Source organism: Streptosporangium sp. NPDC004379, from assembly GCF_042873875.1.
In the GTDB taxonomy this organism is placed as follows: Bacteria; Actinomycetota; Actinomycetes; order Streptosporangiales; family Streptosporangiaceae; genus Streptosporangium.
In genome coordinates, this window is record NZ_JBIAMC010000016.1 from 1 (window position 1) to 24,822 (window position 24,822).

A 24,822-nucleotide genomic window follows, 5' to 3' on the forward strand; every position below is an offset into this window, starting at 1 on the left:
ATTTCTGTGGGCCCCTGCCCGCTTGGGGGGGGGGGGGGGGGGGGGGGCGCCGCCGGGGGCCCCCCCCCCGCCCGCGCCCCCGCCCCCCCCGGCGGGGGCCCGGGGGGGGGCCCCCCGCGCCCCCCCCCGGCCGTGTTTTCGGGGACAGAGCCTAAAATTCCGCTGTGAGCAGCGATGATCTCGGCGTGGTGTCGATCCTGCAGGATCCGGTACGGCGTGCCGTCTACGAGTACGTGGCCGCGCAGGGCCGCGAGGTGGGGCGCGGCGAGGTGGCCGAGGCGGTGGGGACGCAGCGGACCCTAGCGGCCTTCCACCTCGACCGGCTGGTCGAGGCGGGGCTGCTGGAAGCGGGCTTCCGCCGGCTCACGGACCGGACCGGCCCCGGAAGCGGCCGCCCGGCCAAGGTCTACCGCCGTGCGGCGGGGGAGTGGCAGGTCAGCGTCCCGGCCCGGGACTACCGGACGCTCGCGCTGGTGCTGGCCGAGGTGGTCGAGCTGCTGGGCGGGGACGAGCGGGCCGAGGAGGCCGCGCGGCGGGCCGGGACGCGCCTCGCCGAGCCGGGGGAGGACCTGGCGGGGCTGCTGCGCCGGCGGGGCTACGAGCCGTACGAGGAGGAGGGGCGGCTGAGGTTGCGCAACTGCCCGTTCCACGTCCTGGCCGAGGAGCATCCGGTGCTGGTCTGCGCGATGAACCTGGAGCTGTGCCAGGGGCTGCTGGAGGGCGCGGGCCAGGAGGGGGTGACGGCCCGGATGGATCCGAGACCGGGGGAGTGCTGCGTCGCCTTCTTCTAAAAACAACGAGGATTGACATAGAAGGGGGCGGGATGGTCTGCTGATGACCATGCACCTGGCTCAGATGAACGTCGGTCACCTCCGCGCGCCCCTCGACTCCCCGGAGCTCACGGACTTCATGGCCGGACTCGAACCCATCAACGCGCTCGCCGAGAGCGCCCCCGGCTTCGTCTGGCGGCTCAAGGGCGGCGATGATCCGCAGGACACCGTCCAGCACGACTACGGCGACCACCTGTTGATCAACTTCTCGGTGTGGGAGTCGCGCGAGACCCTGTGGGACTTCGCCTACCGCACCGTCCACCTGGAGTTCCTGCGGCGGCGCAGGGAGTGGTTCCTGCGCATGGCGGAGCCGTACACGGTGATGTGGTGGATCCCCGCCGGGTACGTCCCGACGCTGGAGGAGGGGATGGAACGGCTGGCCCTGCTGCGGGCGGAGGGCCCCACGTCGGCGGCCTTCACCTTCAGGGACTTCCACGAGGCCTCGGGGCCCGCCGGGGACCTCCGTGACGCCCCGGAGCCCGCCGGGGGCCGCCGGTAGGCTCCGGGCGGCCTCCCCGGCGGAACCGGGAGGAACCACGACGAGGGGGCTAGCCGATCGCCTTGTCGGAGCGGAGCGTCTCGGTCCTGGTCCGCAGGAACGTGCGCAGGGTCCGCGCCTCGGCGTCGACCTTGGAGGCGTCGGCGCCCTCGTTCAGCTTGTAGGCCGCGACGAGGCCGTCGAGGAGGCCGGAGGCGGCGCCGTCGCCCAGCAGCCTGGCGTACAGGATGCGGTACTGCTCCTCGTAGAGCTTCTTGAAGGCGGCGTTCTTGAGGAACCTCTCCTTCAGGGGATGGCCCATACGCATCATGCCGCCTCCGGGACGCGCCTGCCCGCCTCCCCCGGGAGGACGGCCCCGGCCGAAGCCGCCCATCGAGATCGTGTCGTTCACTCCGGTTTTGGCGTCTCCGCTGAAGGCGAGGTTGAGGTCCCAGGTGATGACCTGGAACTTCCCGGTCCTCAGGTCGTACCACAGGTAGTAGTTACGGCCGGGGCCCGCCATGTCGTCGAAGTTGACCATGAGGTTCTGCAGGACCAGGTAACGGGCGAACGACGTCACGTCCAGGCGGTCGGCCAGCCCCGCGGCGAACTCCGCGTCGGAGGCTCCGTTCACCCATTCGACCAGGCCGATGACCGGCTGCAGGTCCTTGCCGCCGACCTTGTTGATCTGCTTGAAGTCGGTGGTGTACCCGGTCTGGTCCTCGCCCTTGTAGGTGAAGCCGCTTGAGGCCAGCGACTTGTACAGCACGCCGTCGCCGAGACCCTCGGCGTAGCCCTCGTCGAGGTACTCCACCAGGAGCCGTGGGGCGGAGGAACGGCCGTTGACCGTGAAGGAGCTGTAGGTGGAGCGCTGGGTCGGTTCGCCTGAGGCGCCGACCATCGAGATGCCCAGTGCCTCGTTCAGCATCGTCGTCGAGCCCATGGCGGCCGGTCGCACCGCCACCTGGCTGTGGCCCTGGTAGCGGCGGCCCTCCACGAACTCGTCGAAGCTGATCAGCCAGGGCAGCTTCTCCGGCTCCTCACCCTTGAGCCGGGCGCCGATCATGCCTCCGCCCCCGGGCGGCCCGTCACCTCGCTGCTGCCCGTCCTGGGGTCGGCCGTTCTGGGACTGCCCGTCGCCGGGTGGTTGGAAGCCTTCGGGTGGCTGGAAGCCGTCCGGGGGCTGGAAGCCGCCGGGAGGTCCTCCGGGCCCCCCTCCGCCGCCGGGCCCGGTCCCCTGCTTGCTCCGTCCCTTCCAGGTCAGCCCCCTCAGGGTCGAGTTGCCCTTGAGCCGGACGCCCACGCTGGGGATCCTGGTGCCGTCGATGGTCAGGTCGGCTTCGACGTACTTCTTCTCGCCGTCCTTGAAGTACTCGCCGAGCATGTCCTCGTACGCCCCGTCGGTGAAGGTGATCTTCACGTCGTGCGCGACCGAGGCGTCGAACAGGTCCTTGGCCCCGGTCAGGTTCGTGGTGGCGGTCTCGGCCTCGCCGGTCTGGGAGGTGGTGACGTACGGGCGGATCGTTCCGCTGCCGAACACGCCCCAGCAGACGGCCAGGAACGCCGCGCACAGCGCGACCAGCTTCCAGTTCTGCCGGAGCCTGACGGGGACGCGATGCTTGAGGGACGCCATGACGCTACAGGTCGGTCTGGTCGTACCCGGTCAGGACCGTGACCGACTGGCCGTGGTTGCGCTCGCGCAGACCGGTGATCAGGTCCGCGGGCTCGCCGCCCTTCTTGATCTTGACGGTGTACGTCAGCTCAGTCAGCGCGCCCCCGCGGATCGACTCCATGCTGACCAGCTCGAACTCGTCGGTGTGCCGGACGAGCACGTCCTGGATCGTGGCGGTGAAGTCCTCGTCCGAGGGCACCTGCACCTTGACCACCTGACGCCGTACGTTCAGATGGAACCAGTTGAACCGGTGCATGACCATGACGATCAGCGAGATCGCCACGGCGGCCACGACGCCCAGCAGGTAGAAGCGGGTGCCGACGGCCATGCCGATGCCCATGACCAGGAAGATGAAGCCGACGTCGCGGGTCTCCTTGATGGCGTTGCGGAACCGTACCACCGACAGGGCGCCGACCAGCGCGAACGCGCGGGCGATGTTGGAACCGACGACCAGCATGATCAGCGAGATCAGCATGCCGAGGATGACCAGGGTCTGCACATAGGACTGGCTGTAGGACACGTTGCGGTGCGTGGCCCGGTACACCCAGCCGATCATCGCGCTGAGCACGAACGACAGCGTCATCGCGATCGCGATGTCGGCCACGCTGAACGTGCCCGACAGGTCCTGGAAGGAGAAGTCCATGGGGTCATGCCTCCGGGAGAACAGAGTCGAGGTCGAGGTCGAGGTCGTGGCCGGGGACGTGGAAGATCGAGCGCGGGGCCAGCCCGTACGCTTCTACGCTCTGGCAGTACTTGGAAACCCGCACCACCTGCAGGTTTCGTCTGGCGGTCAGGTCGGTCAGCCAGTACGGCACCCGCTCGTCGGCCTTGACCTCCACGATCGTCCTGCCGGCCGGGACGATGAGCCGGTTCTCGGCGTCGGCGCCGAGGTGGAAGTCCCGGTCGCGGCCGCGGACGCGCTGGTCGAAGGTCACGCGCAGGCCCACGTCGGCGTCGCGGCCCACGTAGGCGTGCCGCTGGTAGCCGGTCATCGCGGTGGGCCGCAGGTCCAGGCGGAGCACCAGGTCGAGCACCTCCTCCATGAAGGCGCGCTGTGAGGGCTCGTGCCCGGGCATCCGCCGTCCGTCGCACAGGAGCAGCGCGTCCCGGTACGGCAGGCGCACCCGGCGCTTCTGCGTGACCCGGTTGACCCGCTGCTTGATCTCGACGAACACCGGAGTGCCGTCGTCCACCGCGAACCGGTCGCCGTAGTGGCGCACCCGCAGCTTCCTGCGGAACTTCAGCCCTTCGATCTTCTCCCAGTAGAAGCGGAGCCGCCGGGTGTCGTAGTAGACGCTCCAGACGCCGTACCCCTCGTCGCCGCCGTGGCGGTCGCGGTCGAGGCGCCGCTCGATCTCCTCCCGGAGCCCGGCCGCCTCCGCCGTGCTGACGAGGTACTTGATCTCGTACCGGTTGAAGGCGTGCGGCGCGCCGGGCGCCCGCGACCGCCGGCCTTCCTCGCCGCCTGTCCCCGGATCAACCGGTCTGCGGAACCTTCGCAGCATGTTCCTCCTCTCGTCAGCGCACATCTGACAGCACGAAGCTGGGAACAATGTGTGAACCGCGACCGACGTGGAGGTGAACGGGCGACGCCCTCAGCCGTCCCGGGGCCGGTGGAGGGGCAGGAGCACGCGGAAGGTGGTGCGGCGGCCCGGCGTGCTCGTCACCTCGATCCGGCCGTCGTGCGCCTGTACGAGCGCCGCGGCGATGGCCAGCCCCAGCCCTGTCCCGCCGCTGTCGCGCGAGCGGCCCGCGTCGGCGCGGTAGAAGCGGTCGAACACGTGCGGCAGGTGCCCGGGGTCGATGCCCCGCCCCTCGTCGCGCACCTCGACCAGCGCCGCCCCGGCACGGGAGGCGGGCCCGGCGCCGGCGTGCACGACCCCGGGGGCGGGGACTCCGGCGGTCATGCGGAGGCCGACCCGTACGCGGATCCCCGTGCCCGCGGCCGTGTGCTTCATGGCGTTGCCGACCAGGTTGGCGATGACCTGGTGCAGGCGGTGCTCGTCGCCGAGCACGAACACCGGCTCCTCGGACAGGACCAGCCTGATCGGCCGCTCCCGGTCGCGGGCCTGGGCGGCGTGCACCACGTCCCCCGCCAGCACGTGCAGGTCCACGATGCCGGCCTCCAGCGCGGGTTCGCGGTCCAGCCCGGCCAGCAGCAGCAGGTCCTCCACCAGGACGCCCATGCGTCCGGCCTCGCCCTCGATCCTGCGCAGCAGGCGCTCGGCCACCGGGTCCCTGACACCCTGGCCGTGGTGGTAGAGCTCGGCGAAGCCGCGGATGGAGGTGAGCGGCGTGCGCAGTTCGTGGGAGGCGTCGGCGACGAAGTGGCGCAGCCTCCGCTCGGAGCGTTCACGCTCACGCAGCGCCGTCGCCAGGCGTTCGAGCATGACGTTGAGCGCCCTGCCCAGCCGCCCCGTCTCGGTGCCCGGGGCGGTGTCGCTGACCCTGCGGTCGATGTCCCCGCCCGCGATGGCCTCGGCGGTGCGCTCCATGCGCGTGAGCGGGCGCAGCCCCAGGCGTACCACCGCGAGGGCGAGGACGCCGAGCAGCATCAGCACCAGCGTGCCCGCGGCCACCTCGATCACCAGGATCTGGTGCACGGTCGTCACATTGGGCTCCAGCGACATCGACACCGTCAGCCTGGTGCCGTCGGGCAGGCGTTTCACCAGTACGCGCCACTGCCCCATCCCGGTCCTGCCGGGCACGGTCACGGGACCGCGCGGGACCGTGGAGATCACCGTCGCCGGGATGGCGGGCGCGTCGGAGTCCTGGGCGGGCAGGCTGCGCAGCAGGGTGCCCGAGGAGCTGTGGAAGGCGATCCTGAACTGCGTCGGGAGCTGCACGTCCGGCGCCGCGCCGCCGGACGGCGGAGGGGAGGGCGGGTGCCTGCCGAAGGTGGGGGCGACCTCGGTGAGCTGCGCGTCCGTCCTGGACAGCAGCGAACGCTCCAGGAGCAGCACGCTCGCCGCGGCGAACGTCGTCAGCCCGGCGGCGCACAGGCCCAGCAGCGCGGCCAGCAGCCGGTGCCGCAGGGGCCAGGGGGGCCTCACGAGGGCGCCTGCAGCCGGTAGCCGACGCCGCGCAGCGTGTGGATCAGCGGCGGACGGTCCTGGTCGATCTTGCGCCGCAGGTAGCTGATGTAGGACTCGACGATCCTGCTGTCGCCGTCGAACTCGTAGTCCCACACCCGGTCGAGGATCTGGGCCTTGCTGACCACCCGTTCGGCGTTGATCATCAGGTAGCGCAGCAGGCTGAACTCCGTCGGCGACAGGTGGACGACCCGCCCGGCCCGCCGTACGATGTGGGCCTCCTCGTCCAGCTCCAGATCCGCGTACCGCAGCACGCCGTCGCGGGCCTGCTCCTCCGGCGGCCGGACCCGGCGCAGGATCGCCCGGATGCGCAGAATCACCTCGTCCAGGCTGAACGGCTTGGCCACGTAGTCGTCGCCGCCCGCGGTCAGCCCGGCGATCCGGTCGCCGACCGCGTCCTTGGCCGTCAGGAACAGCACCAGCGGGCCGTCACCCCGCTCGCGCAGCCTCCGCGCCACCGCGTACCCGTCGAGGTCGGGCAGCATCACGTCCAGCACGATGAGGTCGGGCCGCTCACGCGTCACCGCCTCCAGCGCCCCGTGGCCGCTGGAGGCGGTGCTCACCTGGAAGCCGTGCAGTTCCAGAGCCTCCGACAACAACTCCCTGATGGCGGGCTCGTCGTCGACGACCATGACCTTCGCGCAGGCGTACCGGCTCATGACGCCGTTCATACGCACCTTCTATGAGAAGGAGCTGAGAGCGGCTCACGACCCGCGCCGGTGGAGGACCCCGGCGCCGCCGGAACGTCTCCGGCGCTCTCCTGGAGACGCCGGGGCTCGTGTCCTCCCCGGGCTCCCCGGGCGGCCCGGCCGCCGAGGGCCGGGCTCCGGGGCCGGCGCGTCAGAGGGCCCCGGAGCCCGTGCCCTCACCGGTCAGCAGTGAGGCCGCGTGGCGGCCCGCGGCGGCCGAGGCCAGGAAGTAGGGGAGGTCCTCATCCAGGCCCCGGCCCATCGTCGACAGCCGTACCGGGCAGCCGGCGAGCGCCTCGCGCAGGCCGTCCACCGGCACCCGCACCAGCTCGTGCCGGGCCGACAGAGGCTCCGCCTGCCGGGCGACCCGCTCGCCGAAGCCACCGGGCAGCTCCGGCACGGCGACCTGGGCCCGGGCCAGGGCGACCCGTCCGTAGGCGGTCAGCGAGTGGTGGGAGACCCCGATGTGGCGCTCACGCCGGTCGCCCTCGCTGACCCGCAGCGCCGCGACCGGCCGGCCGGCCAGGACGGCGGCGGCGTTGACCGCCTCGCCCGCCGAGACGCCGGAGAAGCCCCACCGGGTGCCGGTGCCGAGGTTGCCCGGGCCCTGCGTGACGACCGCGACGTCGGCGCCCATCACATGCCGGGCGGCGAGCAGGCCGGTGTGCAGGGTCACGGCCTCCATGTCGCCGCCGAACGCCTGGCCGACCGTGACCGTCCCGGCCAGCCAGCCGGCCTCCCTGAGCCGCGCGCACGACATGGAGAACCAGGCGGGCAGCGCGCCGCCGTCGAGCATCACGTAGACGACCCGGGGCGGCCGTACCGTCCCGCCGGCCCCCGCGCCGTGAGCGCCCCCGCCGCCCGCCTCCCCGGGGGAGGGCTCCCCATCGGCCTCCCGCGCGTCCCCGGACGGCGACGGCAGCGGCGGGTGCGGGCCGTACAGGCCGCACAGGATCGCCGGGAGCGCCGAGTGCAGGTCGGCGACGATCACCGGCATGCCGTCGAGCGAGTCGGCGTCGCGCAGCACCTCGTGGAAGGGCGAGTCCTGCTCGTCGACGCCGAGTACGGTGGCCTGCAACGGGGTGTAGCGTGCCTTCACCAGGTGTCCGGGGCCGGAAGGATCTTGCGGCAACCTGTCGGGAAGCGCCACCACCATGGCGTAACCTCCCGTACCGAGGCCCATCGCGAGCGCGGTCGTGTTGAGCAGCACCGTGTCGCCGGGTTCGGGGCGCCCCACCAGGGCGGGATAGGCGAGCGCTCGCGCGCCGCCCTCCTCGGTGGTGACGTCGAGTTCCACCGCTCCCGGCCACTCGCGCCGGACCCGCGCGACGACTCCCTTGCGCCATCTGATCACGCGGGAAGAGTAGCGTCACTTCGAAGAGGAAGGAGGCCCGATGTCACGCCGGAAGACCGAGCGGCTGCTGAACCTCGTGATCTGCCTGCTGGCCACCCGTCGGCCGCTCAGCGCCGATCACATCCGCCAGGCCGTGCCCGGCTACGACGCCGACAACGACGAGGCCTTCCAGCGGATGTTCGAGCGCGACAAGAACGAGCTGCGCGAGATCGGCATCCCGATCGAGGTGCACAAGGACCCCTGGGAGGAGGATCCGGGCTACCGGATCGTCCGGCAGAGCTACGAGCTGCCCGAGATCACCCTGGAGCCCGACGAGGCGGCCGTGGTGGGCCTGGCGGCCCAGGTGTGGCAGCGGGCCAGCCTGGCCGAGGCGGCCGGCAAGGCACTGCTGAAGCTGCGCGCCGGAGGGGTGGAGACCGAGGAGGCCGGCGGGGTGCTCGGCGGCGCCCTGGAGCTGCGGCTCGACACCCAGGACCCGGCGTTCCCGGCGCTGTGGGAGGCCGTGCGCGACCGGCGCGCGGTCCGCTTCCCCTACCGCGCCGCCTCCAGCCAGACCGTGCTGACCCGTACGGTGGAGCCGTGGGGCGTGGTCAGCCGGCGCGGCCGCTGGTACATGGTGGGCCACGACCGCGACCGTGACGACGCGCGGGTCTTCCGGCTCAGCCGCATCACCGGGCCGGTCACCCCGACCGGCCGCCCCGGCGACGTGGTGGTGCCCGAGGGCGTCGACCTGAAGTCGATGGTCGGCTACAGCGACGCCATGACGGTCCGGGAGCGCACCGCGCTGATCCGGGTCCGTGAGGGCACCTGCCAGGGGCTGCGCCAGGTGGCCAGGCAGGTACGGCCCGCATCCGGCGGGTGGGACGAGCTGGAACTCGACTTCAACGACCCCGAGCGGCTGGCCGGATGGGTGGTCGGCTTCGCCGCGGACGCCGAGGTGGTCGGGCCGCCGGACGCCCGCGACGCGGTGATCTGCCGCCTGAAGGGAGCACTGACGTGAGCACGGCCGACAGGCTGCCCAGGCTGCTGGCCCTGGTGCCCTACCTGATGTCGCACCCGGGCGCGCAGGTCCCCGAGGTCGCGAAGGTCTTCGGGCTGACCGAGAAGCAGCTCATCGACGACCTGCAGCTCGTGTGGATGTGCGGGCTGCCCGGCCACACCCCGGGCGACCTGATCGACGTCTCCTGGGACGGCGGCGAGATCCTCATCGACAACGCCGACACCATCGCCCGGCCGCTGCGGCTCGCCGTGGACGAGGCCAGCGCGCTGCTGGTGGCCCTGCGGATGCTCGCCGAGCTGCCGGAGTTCGGCGACCGCGACGCCCTGTCGCGGGTCATCGCCAAGCTGGAGCGGGCCGCGGGGGAGGCCGCCGCGGCGGTCAGCAGCCAGGTCGCGGTGGAGGTGGACGCCGCCCCGGACGCGCTGCCCACGGTCAACGAGGCGCTGCGCCGCCGGCGGCGGCTGTCGCTGCGCTACTACGTGCCGGGCCGCGACGAGGTCACCCCGCGCGAGGTCGACCCGCTGCGGCTGGTCATGGTGGACGGCCGTTCCTATCTGTCGGGCTGGTGTTACCGCGCGGAGGCGGTGCGGCTGTTCCGGCTGGACCGGATGCTCACCGTGGACGTGCTGGACGTGCCCGCCGACCCGCCGGACGGGGCCGAGCCCGGCGAGGTGACGCCCGGGGTGTTCCGGCCCTCCTCCACCGACGAGCTGGTGGAGCTGGAGCTGACCCCGGCCGGGCGCTGGGTCGCCGAGTACTACCCGTGCGAGGAGGTCACCGAGCTGGGCGAGGGCCGACTGCGGGTGGCGCTGCGCGCGCGGGACCAGGGCTGGCTGGTACGGCTGGCGCTGCGGCTGGGCGACACCGGCCGGGTGCTGTCGCCCGCGTCGCTGGCGGCGAGCGTCCGGGAGGCCGCCGCATCGGCCCTCAAACTGTACGAAAGCGTATAAAGTTAGTGAACGTTTCAAAACCTTCCGTTGGCCGTCGGCGGTAGGATCGGCCGGTATGAACTGGATCTTCGCCGGGACGGGGCTGGCCCTCGCGGGGCTGGCGCTGCTCGCCGTCCTCGGCCTTCGGGTGCTGGTCGCGGCCCGCGAACTGGGCCGGGAGGTGGACCGGACCCGGCGCCGGATCGAGCCGGCCCGGGCGCTGCTCGCCGAGCGGACCGCCGAGGCGCGACTGTCGGTGGCCGGCCGGACTCCGCCGAAGGGATGAGTCTGTCACCCGGGCAGCGTACGATCGGTGGCAGAAGACCGCATGTCGCTCGCGTAAGGATGTGTCATGGGCAACCTTGGACCCACTGAGCTGATCATCATCGGGGTGATCCTGGTGATGCTGTTCGGCGCGAAGAAGCTGCCGGAGGCCGCGCGCGGGCTGGGCCGTTCGCTGCGCATCTTCAAGGCGGAGACCTCCAAGCTCCGCGACGACGACGAGGCTCCGGCCGCCACCGTCCAGCCGCAGCAGCCCGCTCCGGCCCCCGCGCCGCAGCAGATCACCCCGGCGCCCGCGCTCTCCGCGGAGGAGCAGGCCCGCGCCCTGGAGGAGCAGGCCGCCCGCCTCCGCGCCCAGGCCGCCTCCAAGCCCCAGTAGTCCAACTCAACACTTTCTCGGACCGGGATTCGTCAATGGCGCTGCTGAAATGGCCCAAGCCTGGGCAGAACCGGTCGGTCCCGTCCGAGGGCGCGGCCGAGGGGCGCATGCCGCTCATGGACCACCTCCGTGAGCTGCGCAACCGGCTGATCATCGCGTTGCTCGGCCTGGTGGCCGGGATCATCATCGGGCTCGTCTTCTTCGACCCGATCTGGGCGTTCATCACCAAGCCCTACTGCAACCTGCCCGCCTCGCAGGTGCTGCGCAAGGGCGAGTGCACGTTCGCCATCCGCGGGGTGTTCGAGGCGTTCTTCGTCAATTTGAAGGTCGCCGCGCTCTTCGCGCTGGTCGTCTCCTCCCCGGTCTGGCTCTACCAGATCTGGGCGTTCGTCACCCCCGGCCTGTACCGCAACGAGAAGCGCTACTCGGCGGCGTTCCTGGGCATGGCGATCCCGCTGTTCCTCGCGGGCGCCGCGCTGGCCTATGTGATCATGGACAAGGGGCTGTCGATCCTGCTGGGGTTCGCCCCGTCGAACGCCATCCCGCTGCTGGAGATGGACGACTACCTCACCTACGCGCTGGTGATGCTCATCATCTTCGGGGTCTCCTTCGAGTTGCCGCTGCTGATGGTGTTCCTCAACGTGATCGGCGTCCTGCCGCACGCCACGGTGGCCGCCCACCGCCGCATGGTGATCTTCATCATGTTCGTCTTCGCGGCGATCGCCACCCCCAGCACCGACCCGTTCTCCATGATCGCGCTCGCCCTGCCCATGGTCCTGCTGTTCGCCCTGGCCGAGGGGTTCATGTACCTGCGGGAACGCAGAGCCGCTGCCAAGGGCGGGGACTTCTCCCACCTGTCCGACGACGAGGCGTCCGCTCTGCCGGACGAGGTTTCCCCTCTCGATTCGGACACGACTGATTCCGATCCGGCGAGGTAGCGGATAGGTTCCGGTCTGTGCCCGGAGAGATCGCCCTGCTCGTCAACCCCGCCGCCCGGGGCGGCCGTTCCCGCGGCCTGCTCGCCCCGGTGCTCGACCGGCTGCGCAGCGGCGGCGCCGAGGTCTCGGTGATCCTCGGCGAGTCCGCCGACGACGCCCTGGAGCGTGCCTGCACGGCGGTCGCCGAGGGCCCCGGCGCGCTGGTCGCCTTCGGCGGCGACGGCCTGGTCCACCTTGCCGTCCAGGCGGTCGCGGGCACCGACGTCCCGCTGGGCGTCATCCCGGCCGGGACCGGCAACGACATCGCCGCCGCGCTCGGCCTGCCGGTCCGCGACCCCCTGGCCGCCGCCGACGCGGTGCTGCGCGGGCGGGTGCGGACGGTCGACGCCGCCCGCGCCGGTGCGGACGAGTGGTTCGCCGGGGTGGTGGCCTGCGGCTTCGACTCGCGGGTCAACGAGCGGGCCAACCGGCTCACCTGGCCGCCCGGCATGGCCAGGTACGTCGTCGCGCTGGCCCAGGAGCTGCGTTCCTTCCGGCCCATCCCGTTCCGCCTGGACCTCGACGGCGAGGTGGTCGAGCGCGAGGCGATGCTGGTCGCCGTCGGCAACACCTGCTCCTACGGCGCGGGCATGCGGGTGTGCCCCGCCGCGGTCCCCGACGACGGCCTGCTGGACGTGACGATCCTCGGCGCCGTGCCCCGCGGGGAGTTCCTGCGCACCTTCCCCCGGGTGTATCGCGGCACCCACGTCTCCCACCCCTCGGTGACGGTCCACCGCGTCCGGCGGGTGACGCTGGAGGCTCCGGGCGTCGTCGCCTACGCCGACGGCGAGCGCCTCGGCCCCATCCCCCTGACCTGCGAGATCGTCCCCGGCGCCCTGAACGTCCTGGCGTAGGGCGTCTGGCGCGGGGCACGGGCGGATCGATCGGAATCCCGGGGTCGGTAGGGTGGAGACATGACGACCCCAGCGGAACGTTACGCTGCCTTCCGTCAGAGCCAGGCCGAAAGCGGGCCCGCGCTGACCTCGTTCCGCGGTCTGTACGACTTCGAGCTGGACGACTTCCAGCTCGACGCCTGCCGGGCCCTGGAAGCGGGCGACGGGGTCCTGGTCGCCGCTCCGACCGGCTCGGGCAAGACCGTCGTGGGTGAGTTCGCGGTTCACCTGGCCCTGAGCGAGGGCCGCAAGTGCTTCTACACCACCCCGATCAAGGCGCTGTCCAACCAGAAGTACAACGACCTGGTCCGGCGGTACGGCGCCGCCGACGTCGGCCTGCTCACCGGCGACAACAGCGTCAACGGCGACGCCCCCATCGTGGTGATGACCACCGAGGTCCTGCGCAACATGCTCTACGCCGGGTCCTCCACGCTCACCGGCCTGGGGTTCGTCGTCATGGACGAGGTGCACTACCTGGCCGACCGCTTCCGCGGCGCGGTCTGGGAAGAGGTGATCATCCACCTGCCCGAGTCGGTGCGGCTGGTCGCCCTGTCGGCCACGGTCAGCAACGCCGAGGAGTTCGGCGAGTGGATGGGCGAGGTGCGCGGTGACACCAGCGTCATCGTCGATGAGCACCGCCCGGTTCCGCTCTGGCAGCACATGCTCGTCGGCCACCGCCTGTACGACCTGTTCGTCGCCGACGAGGAGGGCCGCCGCCCGCAGGTCAACCCCGCCCTGATGCGCATCGCCCGCGACGAGGAGCGCCAGGCGTTCGGCCGGGGCCGCCGCGGCTACTCCCGGCCCCGCAGGCCCGGCCCGCCGGACCGCGCCGCGGCCATCGAGCGGCTCGACGCCGAGGGTCTGCTGCCCGCCATCACCTTCATCTTCTCCCGGGCCGGCTGCACCGCCGCCGTCGCCCAGTGCGTCTTCGCCGGAATCCGGCTCACCACCGACGCCGAGCGGCACGAGATCCGCCAGATCGTCGACGAGCGCACCGCGCACCTGCCGGACGAGGACCTCGCGGTGCTGGGTTACCTCGAGTGGCGCGACGCCCTGGAGCGTGGCCTGGCCGCCCATCACGCGGGCATGCTCCCGACCTTCAAGGAGGTCGTCGAGGAGCTGTTCACCCGCAACCTCGTCAAGGCCGTCTTCGCCACCGAGACCCTCGCGCTGGGCATCAACATGCCCGCCCGCTCGGTGGTGATCGAAAAGCTCGACAAGTGGAACGGCGAGACCCACGCCGACCTGACGCCCGGAGAGTACACCCAGCTCACCGGCCGGGCCGGGCGGCGCGGCATCGACGTCGAGGGCCACGCGGTGGTCCAGTGGCAGCCGGGCACCGATCCGTTGCAGGTCGCGGGCCTGGCCAGCACCCGTACCTACCCGCTGCGCTCCAGCTTCCGCCCCTCCTACAACATGGCGGTCAACCTGGTCGGCCAGGTCGGCCGGGAGCGCGCCAGGTCCCTCCTGGAGTCGTCCTTCGCGCAGTTCCAGGCGGACCGGGCCGTGGTCGGCATCGCCAAGCAGCTCCGCCGCCACGAGGAGGCCCTGGAGGGCTACCGCAAGGCGATGACGTGCCACCTCGGCGACTTCGAGGAGTACGCCGCGCTGCGCAGGACGCTGTCGGACCGCGAGGCCGAGCTGTCACGGCAGCGCGGCGCGGCCCGCCGGGCGCAGGCGCTGCGCTCGCTGGAGGCGCTGCGGCCCGGCGACATCATCCGCGTCCCCGGCGGGCGGCGGGCCGGCCTGGCGCTCGTCCTCGACCCCGGCCTCAACTCCCGCGGCGAAGGCCCCTCCCCGCTGGTGCTGACCATCGGCAAGCAGGTCAAGAAGCTCTCGCCGACGGACTTCCCGATGCCGGTGGAGCCGGTCGAGCGGCTGCGCATCCCCAAGGGCTTCAACTCCCGCTCGCCCAAGGACCGCGCGAACCTCGTCTCCTCGATGCACGCCAAACTCGGCGACCGAGACTTCGGCAAGCCGCCCAGGGTGCGCGACCACGCCGCCGAGGACGAGGAGGTCGCGCGCCTGCGCCGGGACATCCGGCAGCATCCCTGCCACGGCTGCGACGAGCGTGAGGACCACGCCCGCTGGGCCGAGCGCTACTACAAGCTGCTGCGCGAGACCGAGGGCCTGCGCCGCCGCGTCGAGGGCCGCTCCCACGTCATCGCCCGCACCTTCGACAAGGTCTGCGGGGTGCTCGACCAGCTCGGCTACCTCGACGGTGAGCACGTCACCGCCGAGGGCCGCCGGCTGGGCCGCCTCTACACCGAGCTGGACCTCCTCACCGCCGAGTCGCTGCGCGCCGGCATCTGGGAGGACCTCGACCCGGCGGAGCTGGCCGCCTGCGTCTCCGCGCTGGTCTTCGAGTCCCGGCAGGCCGATGAGGGCCGCCAGCCCAGGCTGCCCGGGGGCGAGGCGCAGAAGGCACTGGCCGACATGATCCGCCTGTGGGCCGAGCTGGAGTCCATCGAGGGCGACCACGGCCTGTCGTTCCTCCGGGAGCCCGACGCCGGGTTCGCCTGGGCGGCGTTCCGCTGGGCCCGGGGGCACAACCTCGACGCCGTGCTGGGCGACGGTCTCGGCGGCTCCGAGCTGGCCGCGGGCGACTTCGTCCGGTGGATCAAGCAGCTGCTGGACCTGCTGGGTCAGATCGCCGAGGCGGCCCCCGCCGACAGCAAGGTCAAGCAGACGGCGGGCAAGGCGATGGACGCCCTGCGGCGCGGTGTGGTGGCCTACTCCTCGGTGGGCTGACCCGGGCTCCTCGGTGGGCCGGCCCGGGGCGGAGCGGCGCCGTTCCGGGTACGGCGCCGCTCCGGACGGTGGCCGGCGGCCTCGGCGCCGCTCCGGGCAGGGGACCGGCGGCTCCGGCCCGCGGAACGCATGGCCGGTGCTCCCGGTCCGCAGAGCGGGCAGACTGACCGCTCGGTCAATACCCTGTGACGGCCGGTGCGCGGAAAGTAGCCCCGGGGCCTGTTTCCTGAGTGATCGCCACGGAAATCCCGGTATCAGGCCCCTTTTGGACCCCCGCTCAGGGAGGTAACCGTGTTCGCTCTCATCGCCGCAATCCTGTTCCTCCTCGCCCTGATCTTCCAGATCGCCGGTGTGGCCATCGGCACCGTCGTGACCGTGGCCACGCTCGCCCTGGCCGGGCTGCTCGCCGTCGCCCTGCACCTGATGGGAGTCGGCACCGGCTGGACCCTCAGGCGTTGACCGAGGACGGGCGGACCGCGCGGGTCCCGCAGGGGCCCGCCGCGCGAGGCCCCGTCACAGCGCGGAAGGCCGCGCCCGGCGATCCGGGCGCGGCCTTCGTCCGTGACGGCGGGACTACGCCACGCTGAACCGGACCTCCCGGGTCGCCGGGTCGGCGCGGGTCAGCCGTACCCGGACGGCCTCGCCCAGCGGAAGCCGCCCGCCGTCACAGCGGGCCACCACCGCCGGGCCGGTGACCTGGACCACACCGGACTCCCCGTCGTCGGCCACGTCGATCACCACCGCGTCGAACGTCTCGCCCACCCGGTCGCGCAGCACGAACGCCTCCACCAGGTCCACGCAGGCCCGCTCGGCGGCGCTCGCCCGCCGCCCGGTGGCCTGCATGATGTCCGGCAGCTCGCCCATGACCGCCTGGACCTCTTCCGGAACCGGTTCGCCCGCCGCGACCGCCAGGCAGATCTCGGTGGCGTAGCGGTCGATGAGCCGCCGCAGCGGCGCGGTCACGTGCGCGTACGGCGCGGCCACCGCGGCGTGCTCCGCCTGCCGGGGAGGCTCGCCGTTGAAGGCGACGTACCCGGCGCCGCGCAGCAGCACCGTGGACTCCCGCAGGAACGCGGCGTGTTCGGGGACCTTCGGGTCCAGGCGGTGCACCATGTCGCCGTAGGAGGCGTCCTCGGGCCAGGGCACGCCCAGGGCGGCGGCGGCCCGGCGCATCCGGGCGACCTCCTCGGCCGGCGCGGGCGGCAGCACCCGCAGCAGGCCGATCTCGGCGTCGAGCATCATCGAGGCGGCGGCCATGCCGGTCAGCAGCGAGATCTGGGCGTTCCACGCCTCGGCGTCGAGTGAGGCGCGCAGCTCCACCCGGTAGCCGCCCGCGTCGGGGACGACCTCCTGCTCGGGCGTGGGCAGGCTGATCCCGCCGCGGTCGCGCTCCAGCGCGAGGCGGAGCCGGCCGATCTCGGCCAGCAGTCGCAGCGTGCCGTCGGCGGTGCCGGTGTCCACCGCGGCCTGCACGTAGTCGTAGTCGAGCCGCTCGCGGCTGCGCACCAGCGCCCGCGTCACGTCGGCGCCCGCGATCCGGCCGTCGGAGTCGAGGTCGACGCACCACAGCGCGGCCGAACGCGTCACCCCGGGCAGCAGGCTGGCCGCGCCCTCCGACAGCACGGGCGGGTGCAGCGGAACCCGGCCGTCGGGCAGGTAGACCGTCTCGCCGCGTTCGCGGGCCTCCAGGTCGATCGCACCGCCGGGCCGTACGAACGCCCCGACGTCGGCGACGGCGTACCAGACGCGGTAACCGCCGGGCCGCTCTTCCAGGTGCATCGCCTGGTCCAGGTCCATGGAGCCGGGCGGGTCGACGGTGATGAACGGCAGGTCGGTGCGGTCCAGCTCCGGCAGGGCGGGCGTCTGGGCGACCCACTCGGCTTCGTCGATCACTGCGCGGGGGAACTCCTCGGGAAGCCGCAGCTCCCGGCGGATCCGCTCGAAACCATCGTCGAGCCGCGGATGGGACTCTTCGGGCATCCGTATGGTTCTGGGGGACACGGGGGCCAACCTATCGTTCACCGTCGCGTCGGTGGATCCTGGCATCTCGACGTCCTTCGGGTGCGGGGTCGGAGAACACGCCTTCCCCGCAGGCCCCCGATGATGCCGCCCCTGTCCTCCTCAGAGCACGGCGGACAGGCGCTTGAGCGGGCCGCGCAGGCCGTACCGCTCGGCCAGGGCGTCGAGCGCCTCCGGGTCGCGCGGCGCGGCGGGCAGGGACAGGTCGAGCTCCGGGACGGGCGCGTCGGGCGCGACCCGGACCACCGCGGGGGCGGCGCGCAGGTAGTCGCGGGCCGCGGCGAGCTTGGCGCGCTGCCCGGCGGGCAGATCGCCCGTACCGTCGTCCAGGGCCCTGACCAGCGCCTCCAGCGAGCCGAACCGGGTGATCAGGGCGGCCGCCGTCTTGTCGCCGATCCCCGCGACGCCGGGCAGGCCGTCACTGGGGTCGCCGCGCAGCACGGCGAAGTCGGCGTAGGAACGGCCCGGCACGCCGTACCGGGCCGACACCGCGTCCTCGTCGACGACCTGGAGGTTCTTCACGCCCCGCGCGGTGTACAGGACGCGGACCGGGCGGGAGTCGTCGACGAGCTGGAACATGTCGCGGTCGCCGGTGACGATGTCCACCGGTCCGCGGGCTCGGGCCGTGAACGTGCCCATCACGTCGTCGGCCTCGTAGCCGGGCACCCCGACGCGGGCGATGCCGGCGGCGTCGAGCACCCGCTCGATCACCGGCACCTGCGGGGCGAGGGTGTCGGGGACCTCCTCGCCGCCGTCGGCGGCGAGCCGGTGCGCCTTGTAGGAGGGGATCGCCGCCACCCGGAAGGCCGGGCGCCAGTCGGCGTCCATGCAGGCCACCAGCTCACCGGGGGAGTGGTCCCGGACCAGCATGGCGATCATGTCGATGAGGCCGCGGACGGCGTTGACCGGCATGCCGTCCGGTGCGGTCACCGACTCGGGGACGCCGTAGAAGGCGCGGAAGTACAGGGAAGGGGTGTCGAGCAGAAGAAGCTTCTGGGGATCGGTCGTCATCGCACCAGCATGCCGGTAAGTCGCCGGGGAGCGGGAGATGCCGCCGCCGACGGGCGGCCGGGGCCGCCGGGCCTGGGACGACGGATCACGGTGCTCAACCGGCCGGGGCGAACGCCAGAACGCAGACGTCGTCCTCCGGGTTGGGTCCGCCGACCGCCTCGACGAGCCGGTCGAGCCCCGCGGCGAGCCCGGCCCCGCGCAACCCGGACAGCCCGGCCGCCGCCCTCAGCAGCAACGTGACGCCGTCGTCGATGTCGCGGTCGCGCCGCTCCACGAGCCCGTCGGTGAACAGCAGCAGCAGGTCGTCCTCGCGCAGCCGGATCGCGGCCGAGGCGTACGGCTCGGCGAGGGTGGCGCCGAGCAGCACTCCCTCCGGCGGATCGAGCTGGACGGCCGTCCCGTCGCGGACCAGGACCGGTGCGGGATGCCCGGCCTGGCTCCAGGTGAACACGCCGGTGGCCGGGTCGAGGTGACCGGCGACGGCGGTCGCGGTGGCCTCGGCCATCCGGTGCGTCACCACGTGGTTGAGCCACGACAGCAGCCGACCGGCGGGCTCGCCGGTCATCGCCAGGGCCGCCAGCGCGTGCCGCAGCACGGTCATCTCGGCGGCGGCGGGCAGGCTGTGCCCGGACACGTCGCCGACGGCCAGCAGGATCCGGCCGTCCGGCAGGGGGACGACGTCGTGCCAGTCGCCGCCGAGACCGTCCTCGGCGCCGGCCGGGTGGTAGCGCGTCTCGATCCGCACGCCGGGCAGGCCGGCCGGGGCTGCGGGGCCGGGCAGCAGCGCCTCGCGCAGGACCTCGCTGCGCCGCCGGTCCCGGGTCGCCCGGCCGAGGAGTTCGCCCAGCCGGCGCCGCGCCTCGGCGACGCCGCGCTCGGCCCGCCGGTGGCCGGTGACGTCCTGGATCACGCCGTGCACCGCGGTGCGCCCTTCGGCCGCCACGGGGTCGAGGGCCGCCCGCAGGTTGCGGATCTCCCCTCGGCGGCGGATGCGGAACTCCGTCTCGCCCGGCTCGGCCCGGTGCACGACGGCTCGCAGCAGGTGATCCAGACCGGCCCGGTCACCCGTCTCGACGTGGGAGGTCAGATCCGCCAGGTGGATGGGGCCCTCCCCGGGGTCACGGCCGAAGATGGCGTACACCCGGTCGGACCAGATGGTCTCCCCGGTCTGGAGGTCCCATTCGGCCCAGCCGAGATCGCCCAGCCGTTCGGCCTGTGCCAGCCGGACGCTGAGGAGGTGGTGTTCGACGGCCAGGTGCCCGTCCAGCTCTCCCCGCGGGCACCGCGCCGTGTCGGTCGCGGTCAGCGGGGCGGAACCGGTCACGTGGTCGTTTCGTGGGTGGAGGGGTGGCTGGTGGCCGCCCACTACGCCGACCATTTAGCTCGCTCTCGAAATGAGGGGTCTTGCGGATATTCTATCGACAAATTGTGATCGTCCTTCAACGGAGTGTAGTGACATCGTCGCGGTCAGGGTGGGGTTTCCCTGGCTTTCCCGCACTTTCCTTGGCGCTCCGGGGCCGGATGCGCCGTTCGTCCTTCCGGCACTAGATTGGGCGGTGTGACAACGGAGTCTGCAGACCTGTATCCCGTTACCCGCCTGGCCGACGCCCGGCGGGCGACCGCCGCCGCCGGCCTCGGCGCGTTGCTCCTGACGCCGGGCCCCGACCTGCGGTACGTGACCGGCTACGACGCGCTGCCGCTGGAGCGGCTGACCTGCCTGGTGCTGCCGGCCGAGGGCGACGCCTTCCTCGTGGTGCCCCGCCTGGAGCTGCCCGCCGCCGAGCACTCCCCGGCCTCCCGGCTCGGCATCGAGTTCGTGCCCTGGGACGAGACCGACGACCCGTACACGGCGATCGCCGCCCGGCTGGGCGGGGTCTCCAAGGTGGGGCTAGCAGACCGCATGTGGGCGATGCAGTCGCTGCGCTTCCGCGACGCGCTCCCCGCCGCCGAGCAGGTGCTCGCCGGGACGGTCCTGCGGGAGCTGCGCATGCGCAAGAGCCCGGCGGAGGTGGCCGCGCTGCGCGAGGCGGGCGCCGCCATCGACTCCGTCCATGCCAGGGTCCCGGAGTTCCTGCGGGCCGGCCGTACCGAGCGGGAGGTCGGGCGGGACATCGCCGAGGCGATCGTCGCCGCCGGCCACACGACCGTCGACTTCGTCATCGTCGGCTCCGGCCCCAACGGCGCCAGCCCGCACCACGAGCTGTCGGACCGGGTGATCCAGGCCGGGGAGCCGGTCGTGGTGGACATCGGCGGTCAGATGCCCGGCGGCTACTGCTCCGACTCCACCCGGGTCTACTGCGTCGGGGAGCCCCCGGCCGACTTCGCCAAGTACTACGACGTGCTCCAGCGCGCCCAGGAGGCCGCCTGCCGGGCGGTACGGCCCGGCGTCGCGTGCGAGGCGATCGACGCCGCCGCGCGGGAGGTGATCGCCGAGGAGGGCTACGGCGAGTACTTCATCCACCGCACCGGCCACGGCATCGGCCTGGAGACCCACGAGGAGCCCTACATCGTCGCGGGCAACGCCGAGCCGCTGGCACCGGGCTTCGCCTTCTCCGTCGAACCGGGCATCTACCTCCCCGGCGTCCACGGCGCCCGCATCGAGGACATCCTCGTCTGCACCGAGGACGGCGGGGAGCGCGTCAACCACCGGCCTCGCGAACTCGTCATCGTGTAACAAGTGTCACAATCGGGGTGGCCGGTGAACCCGGTCACCCTTTTTGTCGCTCGCGCCCATGACCTGGAGTGTGCGGATATGACCGTTGAACGTGTTCTGCCGACCGCCGAGGCCCACGACCTGATCGACCTGGTCCGCGACCTCGCCGGCAAGGAGGTCGCGCCCCGGGCCGCGGCCGACGAGGCCGCCGGGCGCTTCCCCCGGGAGGTCTTCACCACCCTGGGCCGCTCCGGCCTCCTCGGGCTGCCCTACCCCGAGGAGCACGGCGGCGCGGCGCAGCCGTACGAGGTCTACCTCCAGGTGATCGAGGAGCTGGCGGCCGGGTGGCTCGCGGTCGGCCTCGGCCTGTCGGTGCACACCCTGTCGTGCTTCCCCGTCGCGGCCTACGGCACCGACGCCCAGCGCGCGGAACTGCTGCCGGAGATGCTCGGCGGTGAGCTGCTGGGCGCCTACTGCCTCTCGGAGCCGCAGTCCGGCTCCGACGCCGCCGCCCTGACCACCCGGGCCGCGCGCGACGCCGGCGGCTACACCGTGGACGGGGTCAAGGCGTGGATCACCCACGGCGGTGCCGCCGACTTCTACACGCTCATGGCCCGCACCTCCCCCGACGGGGCCCGCGGCATCTCCTGCTTCCACGTCCCGGCGGGAACGCCGGGACTGTCGTTCGGCGAGCCCGAGCGGAAGATGGGCATGAAGTCCTCGCCGACCGCCCAGGTCCGCTTCGACGCCGCCCGGCTCGGCCCCGACGCCATGGTGGGCGCCGAGGGCGAGGGATTCCGGATCGCCATGGCCGCCCTGGACGGCGGGCGGCTCGGCATCGCCGCCTGCGCGGTGGGCGTGGCCCAGGCCGCGTTCGACGCCGCCGCCTCATACGCCAGGGAGCGGCGGCAGTTCGGCTCGCGGATCGTCGACTTCCAGGGCGTCGGCTTCATGCTCGCCGACATGGCCACCCAGATCGCCGCCGCGCGCGCCCTCTACCTGGACGCCGCCCGGCTGCGCGACGCCGGCCGGCCGTACGGCACGCAGGCCGCGATGGCCAAGCTGTTCGCCACCGACGTGTGCATGAAGACCGCCACCGACGCGGTGCAGGTGCTCGGCGGCTACGGCTACGTCGAGGACTTCCCGGTCGAGCGGTACATGCGCGAGGCGAAGGTGCTGCAGATCGTCGAGGGCACCAACCAGGTCCAGCGCCTGGTCATCGGCAGGGCCGTCGCCAAGGGCTGACCGGCTGGTCCGGGGTCGATCCTGGCCGCCGGGGGCTCCGGCGGCTCCGGGGGCTCCGGCGGCCCCCCGGTCAGACGGGCAGGGACAGGACGGGTACGAAGGCGAAGCCGACCGTGCAGAGGACGGCGCAGGCCAGGGTGGCGACCGCGGTGCGGGCCCGCGCCGCGGCGGTCGGGCGCAGGATGACCGGCAACGCCAGGCCCATGATCACCAGAGCCGCGAGCGACCACGGGAGCGCGGAGAAGGAGTTCACACTGTCCAGCAGTTCCGCCGACCGCAGTTCCTGGGCGAACCGGGCCAGCAGCAGCCCGCTGAGCGCTCCCACCACGAGGTCGCCGCACAGGCCGGGACGACGGCAGAGATGCCCGGTCAGGCCGAAGGCGGCCAGCACGACGGCCAGCGCCGCCATCTCCCAGCCGATGCCCCCGGGATCGCCGGGATCGCCGGGGATGAGCGGGGTCTGGCGGTCGAGCGCGTAGGCCGTCATCTGACCGGCCGCGATGCCCGCCCCGGTCAGGCCGCCGGTCAGCAGAGCCCAGCCGGGCCGGGCGATGCCGCGGGTCATGGCCAGGATCAGCACGCCGTACAGGTAGGGATCGTAGAAGGCCACGACATACGTGGGCAGCACGTCGGTGAGCATCCGGCCGGCCAGGGCGAGGACCATGCCCAGGGTCAGGCCGGCCAGCATCCGGCCGATGATGGCCCGCTCCCGCCGGTCCAGCGCCCGGAAGTCGGGCTCGAGGGAGACGGGCAGCGTCCCATGAGGGCCGCCCTCCCGGGACGCGGGCCACCGCGCCGCGTCATCGCCCGTCTTCATGGCGGCGACCTCACCTCCCCGAACTTCACGGAATCCATCTGTATGGTCTTAATTCCGCATATGGGGTGGGTGTGGTGGCGGGAAAGGGGCAAAGCTTTTCTAAACTGTGCTTATGGCGACGCTGCGCGTCGCGGCTCGGGGGCTCCTGAGCCGGTGTCTTCCCTCGTCACTCCGCCGCTTCGCGGCTGCGTTCCTCAGTCCAGACACCGGCGCCCCCGAGCGGGTCCAGACACCGGCGCCCCCTCGCGGGTCCAGCCAGTCGCGCCCTTGAGCGGGTCCGATCAGGGGTGCCTTTGAGCGGGTCCGGTCACCGGTGTCCGTGAGGGGTCAGAGGCCGTATTCCTCCAGGAGTCGGAGCCAGATCTCGCTGACGGTGGGGAAGGACGGGACGGCGTGCCACAGCCGGTCGAGGGGGACCTCGCCGGTCACCGCGATCGTCGCCGAGTGCAGCAGCTCGGCGACGCCCGCGCCGACGAAGGTCACTCCGAGCAGGACGCGGCGCCGCTCGTCGACCACCGCCTTCGCCCGCCCCCGGTAGTCCTCGCCGAGCAGGTAGGCCCCGGTCACCGAGGCCAGGTCGTACTCCACCACGCGGACGTCGAACCCCTCGGAGCGGGCGGCGGCCTCGGTCCGGCCGACCGCGCAGATCTGCGGGTCGGTGAAGACCACCTGGGGCGCGCCGAGGGAGTCGGCGACGGCGCGCAGCCCCGGCAGGTCGTCGCGGTCGCCCCGGGCCCGCGCCGCGATCACGTCGCCGCACACCCGCGCCTGGTACTTGCCCATGTGGGTGAGGAGGTTGCGCCCGTTGACGTCGCCCACCGCGTACAGCCAGCCCTCCGGGACCCCGGTGGCGCGCATGCTGTCGTCGACCTCCACCGGGCCCTTCCCGGACAGGCCCACGGTGTCGAGGCCGAGGTCGCCGGTCGCGGGCCGGCGTCCGGTGGCCATCAGCAGCTCGTCGGCCGTGATCGGCGGTCCCTCGCTCAGGTGGACGGTCACCGGGCCGCCCGGTACGGGCCGCTCCACCTTCGTCACCTCGACGCCGAAGCGGACGTCGACGCCGCCGTCGGCCAGCGAGTCGCGCAGCAGCTCCCCGGCGAACGGCTCGATCCGGTCCAGCAGCGAGTGGCCCCGCACCAGCATCGTCGTCTCCGCGGCGCCCAGCCCGTGCATGGCCTGCGCCATCTCGCAGGCCACCACGCCGCCGCCCACCACGACGAACCGCTTCGGGACCTCCTGGGCGACGGTCACCTCGTGGCTCGTCCAGGGGGCCGCTTCCCGCAGACCGGGGACCGGCGGGAGCACCGCCTGGCTGCCGGTGGCCAGCACGACCGCGTGCCGGGCGGTCAGCAGGCGGACGGCGCCGCCGGGAGCGGTCACCTCGACCCGCAGCGGCCCGCTCAGTCGTCCCCGGCCCCGTACGAACTCCGCGGGCACGTTCTTGATCCACTTCACCTGTCCGGCGTCGTCCAGGTGCGAGACGGCCTCGTCGCGCCGGGCGAGCACCGCGGCGACGTCCAGGGGGCCGAGGGACATGCCGGGCACCCGGCTGACGTCGGCGGCCAGCTCCACCGGGCGTAGCAGCGCCTTACTGGGTACGCACGCCCAGTAGGAGCACTCTCCGCCGGCGAGGTCCTTCTCCACCACCGCGGCGCTCAGCCCCCCGCGGACGGCCCGGGCCGCGACGTTCTCCCCGGCGGGACCGGCCCCTATCACGATCACGTCGAACTCGTCGGACACCACTACCTCCA

At 72.8% G+C, this 24,822-nt stretch carries 23 protein-coding genes; 12 read left to right on the plus strand and 11 right to left on the minus strand.

The genetic code is table 11. The features are described from left to right. The first annotated feature begins 164 nt into the window (after positions 1-164). Together ACFYSC_RS28715 and ACFYSC_RS28720 are read left to right on the plus strand one after the other, a co-directional pair. Positions 165-791: a helix-turn-helix transcriptional regulator gene (locus ACFYSC_RS28715; protein ID WP_389967903.1), complete on the plus strand. Its 627-nt coding sequence runs from the start codon at positions 165-167 to the stop codon at positions 789-791. A gap of 43 nt (positions 792-834) precedes the next feature. After that, a complete protein-coding gene (locus ACFYSC_RS28720; RefSeq protein ID WP_389967905.1) occupies positions 835-1,329 on the plus strand; it encodes a DUF3291 domain-containing protein in 495 nt (164 codons plus the stop codon). 49 nt (positions 1,330-1,378) lie between these two features. On the opposite strand, the gene ACFYSC_RS28725 is transcribed toward ACFYSC_RS28720, so the two are convergent. The 6 genes from ACFYSC_RS28725 to ACFYSC_RS28750 all read right to left on the minus strand — a co-directional run bounded on the left by ACFYSC_RS28725 (position 1,379) and on the right by ACFYSC_RS28750 (position 8,115). Next, entirely contained in the window at positions 1,379-2,941 is a 1,563-nt protein-coding gene (locus ACFYSC_RS28725; RefSeq protein WP_389967907.1) for a CotH kinase family protein, read from the minus strand. Positions 2,942-2,945: 4 nt separating this feature from the next. Next, entirely contained in the window at positions 2,946-3,623 is a 678-nt protein-coding gene (locus ACFYSC_RS28730) for a DUF4956 domain-containing protein (RefSeq protein ID WP_389967909.1), read from the minus strand. Positions 3,624-3,627: 4 nt separating this feature from the next. Further along, positions 3,628-4,485 carry a polyphosphate polymerase domain-containing protein gene (locus ACFYSC_RS28735; protein WP_389967911.1) on the minus strand — a complete coding sequence of 286 codons (858 nt, stop codon included), beginning with the start codon at positions 4,483-4,485 and terminating at the stop codon, positions 3,628-3,630. Between the two features lie 90 nt (positions 4,486-4,575). After that, positions 4,576-6,033: an ATP-binding protein gene (locus ACFYSC_RS28740; RefSeq protein ID WP_389967913.1), complete on the minus strand. Its 1,458-nt coding sequence runs from the start codon at positions 6,031-6,033 to the stop codon at positions 4,576-4,578. Next, entirely contained in the window at positions 6,030-6,743 is a 714-nt protein-coding gene (locus ACFYSC_RS28745; protein WP_389967915.1) for a response regulator transcription factor, read from the minus strand. The genes ACFYSC_RS28740 and ACFYSC_RS28745 overlap by 4 nt, the downstream gene beginning before the upstream one ends. Positions 6,744-6,912: 169 nt before the next feature. Further along, positions 6,913-8,115 carry a DUF3866 family protein gene (locus ACFYSC_RS28750; RefSeq protein ID WP_389967917.1) on the minus strand — a complete coding sequence of 401 codons (1,203 nt, stop codon included), beginning with the start codon at positions 8,113-8,115 and terminating at the stop codon, positions 6,913-6,915. Between the two features lie 40 nt (positions 8,116-8,155). Between ACFYSC_RS28750 and ACFYSC_RS28755 the strand changes: the two genes are divergently transcribed. From ACFYSC_RS28755 to ACFYSC_RS28790, 8 genes are all read left to right on the plus strand, one after another. Beyond that, positions 8,156-9,115: a WYL domain-containing protein gene (locus tag ACFYSC_RS28755; protein ID WP_362937343.1), complete on the plus strand. Its 960-nt coding sequence runs from the start codon at positions 8,156-8,158 to the stop codon at positions 9,113-9,115. Further along, positions 9,112-10,065 (plus strand): WYL domain-containing protein, encoded by a 954-nt coding sequence (locus ACFYSC_RS28760; RefSeq protein ID WP_362937346.1) that lies wholly within the window; start codon positions 9,112-9,114, stop codon positions 10,063-10,065. The genes ACFYSC_RS28755 and ACFYSC_RS28760 overlap by 4 nt, the downstream gene beginning before the upstream one ends. 55 nt (positions 10,066-10,120) lie before the next feature. Continuing rightward, positions 10,121-10,330, plus strand: a complete 210-nt coding sequence (locus ACFYSC_RS28765) for a hypothetical protein (RefSeq protein WP_389967919.1) — start codon at positions 10,121-10,123, stop codon at positions 10,328-10,330. A 66-nt stretch (positions 10,331-10,396) separates the two neighbouring features. Further along, entirely contained in the window at positions 10,397-10,705 is a 309-nt protein-coding gene (gene tatA, locus ACFYSC_RS28770; protein WP_362937352.1) for a Sec-independent protein translocase subunit TatA, read from the plus strand. A 35-nt stretch (positions 10,706-10,740) separates the two neighbouring features. Next, complete coding sequence (tatC, locus tag ACFYSC_RS28775) at positions 10,741-11,643, plus strand: twin-arginine translocase subunit TatC (RefSeq protein WP_362937355.1); 903 nt, start codon at positions 10,741-10,743, stop codon at positions 11,641-11,643. Between the two features lie 17 nt (positions 11,644-11,660). After that, complete coding sequence (locus ACFYSC_RS28780) at positions 11,661-12,536, plus strand: diacylglycerol kinase (RefSeq protein WP_389967922.1); 876 nt, start codon at positions 11,661-11,663, stop codon at positions 12,534-12,536. Positions 12,537-12,596: 60 nt separating this feature from the next. Further along, positions 12,597-15,326 (plus strand): DEAD/DEAH box helicase, encoded by a 2,730-nt coding sequence (locus ACFYSC_RS28785; RefSeq protein WP_362937361.1) that lies wholly within the window; start codon positions 12,597-12,599, stop codon positions 15,324-15,326. A 291-nt stretch (positions 15,327-15,617) separates the two neighbouring features. Then, complete coding sequence (locus tag ACFYSC_RS28790; protein WP_362937364.1) at positions 15,618-15,785, plus strand: hypothetical protein; 168 nt, start codon at positions 15,618-15,620, stop codon at positions 15,783-15,785. A 114-nt stretch (positions 15,786-15,899) separates the two neighbouring features. Here the strand turns inward: ACFYSC_RS28790 and ACFYSC_RS28795 are convergent, their stop codons facing one another. The 3 genes from ACFYSC_RS28795 to ACFYSC_RS28805 all read right to left on the minus strand — a co-directional run bounded on the left by ACFYSC_RS28795 (position 15,900) and on the right by ACFYSC_RS28805 (position 19,680). Continuing rightward, positions 15,900-17,306: an RNB domain-containing ribonuclease gene (locus ACFYSC_RS28795; protein ID WP_389967925.1), complete on the minus strand. Its 1,407-nt coding sequence runs from the start codon at positions 17,304-17,306 to the stop codon at positions 15,900-15,902. Positions 17,307-17,447: 141 nt separating this feature from the next. Further along, positions 17,448-18,356: a 5'-3' exonuclease gene (locus ACFYSC_RS28800; protein ID WP_362937370.1), complete on the minus strand. Its 909-nt coding sequence runs from the start codon at positions 18,354-18,356 to the stop codon at positions 17,448-17,450. 94 nt (positions 18,357-18,450) lie between these two features. Continuing rightward, entirely contained in the window at positions 18,451-19,680 is a 1,230-nt protein-coding gene (locus ACFYSC_RS28805) for a PP2C family protein-serine/threonine phosphatase (RefSeq protein ID WP_389967927.1), read from the minus strand. A gap of 234 nt (positions 19,681-19,914) precedes the next feature. Between ACFYSC_RS28805 and ACFYSC_RS28810 the strand changes: the two genes are divergently transcribed. Both ACFYSC_RS28810 and ACFYSC_RS28815 read left to right on the plus strand, forming a co-directional pair. Then, a complete protein-coding gene (locus tag ACFYSC_RS28810) occupies positions 19,915-21,030 on the plus strand; it encodes a M24 family metallopeptidase (protein WP_389967929.1) in 1,116 nt (371 codons plus the stop codon). A 78-nt stretch (positions 21,031-21,108) separates the two neighbouring features. Next, complete coding sequence (locus ACFYSC_RS28815) at positions 21,109-22,254, plus strand: acyl-CoA dehydrogenase family protein (RefSeq protein ID WP_362937379.1); 1,146 nt, start codon at positions 21,109-21,111, stop codon at positions 22,252-22,254. A 70-nt stretch (positions 22,255-22,324) separates the two neighbouring features. Here ACFYSC_RS28815 and ACFYSC_RS28820 read toward each other — a convergent pair whose 3' ends face one another. Both ACFYSC_RS28820 and ACFYSC_RS28825 read right to left on the minus strand, forming a co-directional pair. After that, positions 22,325-23,071: a hypothetical protein gene (locus ACFYSC_RS28820; RefSeq protein ID WP_389967931.1), complete on the minus strand. Its 747-nt coding sequence runs from the start codon at positions 23,069-23,071 to the stop codon at positions 22,325-22,327. Positions 23,072-23,398: 327 nt separating this feature from the next. Next, on the minus strand, positions 23,399-24,811 hold the full coding sequence (locus ACFYSC_RS28825) for a dihydrolipoyl dehydrogenase family protein (protein ID WP_389967933.1): 1,413 nt from the start codon (positions 24,809-24,811) through the stop codon (positions 23,399-23,401). Positions 24,812-24,822: the final 11 nt, after the last annotated feature.

Bases quoted from the DNA above. Each gene is read 5' to 3' on its own strand.
- ACFYSC_RS28765 (WP_389967919.1), top strand. From the start codon at position 10,121: ATGAACTGGATCTTCGCCGGGACGGGGCTGGCCCTCGCGGGGCTGGCG.
- ACFYSC_RS28820 (WP_389967931.1), bottom strand. From the start codon at position 23,071: ATGAAGACGGGCGATGACGCGGCGCGGTGGCCCGCGTCCCGGGAGGGC.
- ACFYSC_RS28730 (WP_389967909.1), bottom strand. From the start codon at position 3,623: ATGGACTTCTCCTTCCAGGACCTGTCGGGCACGTTCAGCGTGGCCGAC.
- ACFYSC_RS28800 (WP_362937370.1), bottom strand. From the start codon at position 18,356: ATGACGACCGATCCCCAGAAGCTTCTTCTGCTCGACACCCCTTCCCTG.
- ACFYSC_RS28785 (WP_362937361.1), top strand. From the start codon at position 12,597: ATGACGACCCCAGCGGAACGTTACGCTGCCTTCCGTCAGAGCCAGGCC.
- ACFYSC_RS28735 (WP_389967911.1), bottom strand. From the start codon at position 4,485: ATGCTGCGAAGGTTCCGCAGACCGGTTGATCCGGGGACAGGCGGCGAG.
- ACFYSC_RS28795 (WP_389967925.1), bottom strand. From the start codon at position 17,306: ATGCCCGAAGAGTCCCATCCGCGGCTCGACGATGGTTTCGAGCGGATC.
- tatC (WP_362937355.1), top strand. From the start codon at position 10,741: ATGGCGCTGCTGAAATGGCCCAAGCCTGGGCAGAACCGGTCGGTCCCG.
- ACFYSC_RS28725 (WP_389967907.1), bottom strand. From the start codon at position 2,941: ATGGCGTCCCTCAAGCATCGCGTCCCCGTCAGGCTCCGGCAGAACTGG.
- ACFYSC_RS28745 (WP_389967915.1), bottom strand. From the start codon at position 6,743: ATGAACGGCGTCATGAGCCGGTACGCCTGCGCGAAGGTCATGGTCGTC.
- ACFYSC_RS28755 (WP_362937343.1), top strand. From the start codon at position 8,156: ATGTCACGCCGGAAGACCGAGCGGCTGCTGAACCTCGTGATCTGCCTG.
- ACFYSC_RS28720 (WP_389967905.1), top strand. From the start codon at position 835: ATGACCATGCACCTGGCTCAGATGAACGTCGGTCACCTCCGCGCGCCC.
- tatA (WP_362937352.1), top strand. From the start codon at position 10,397: ATGGGCAACCTTGGACCCACTGAGCTGATCATCATCGGGGTGATCCTG.
- ACFYSC_RS28815 (WP_362937379.1), top strand. From the start codon at position 21,109: ATGACCGTTGAACGTGTTCTGCCGACCGCCGAGGCCCACGACCTGATC.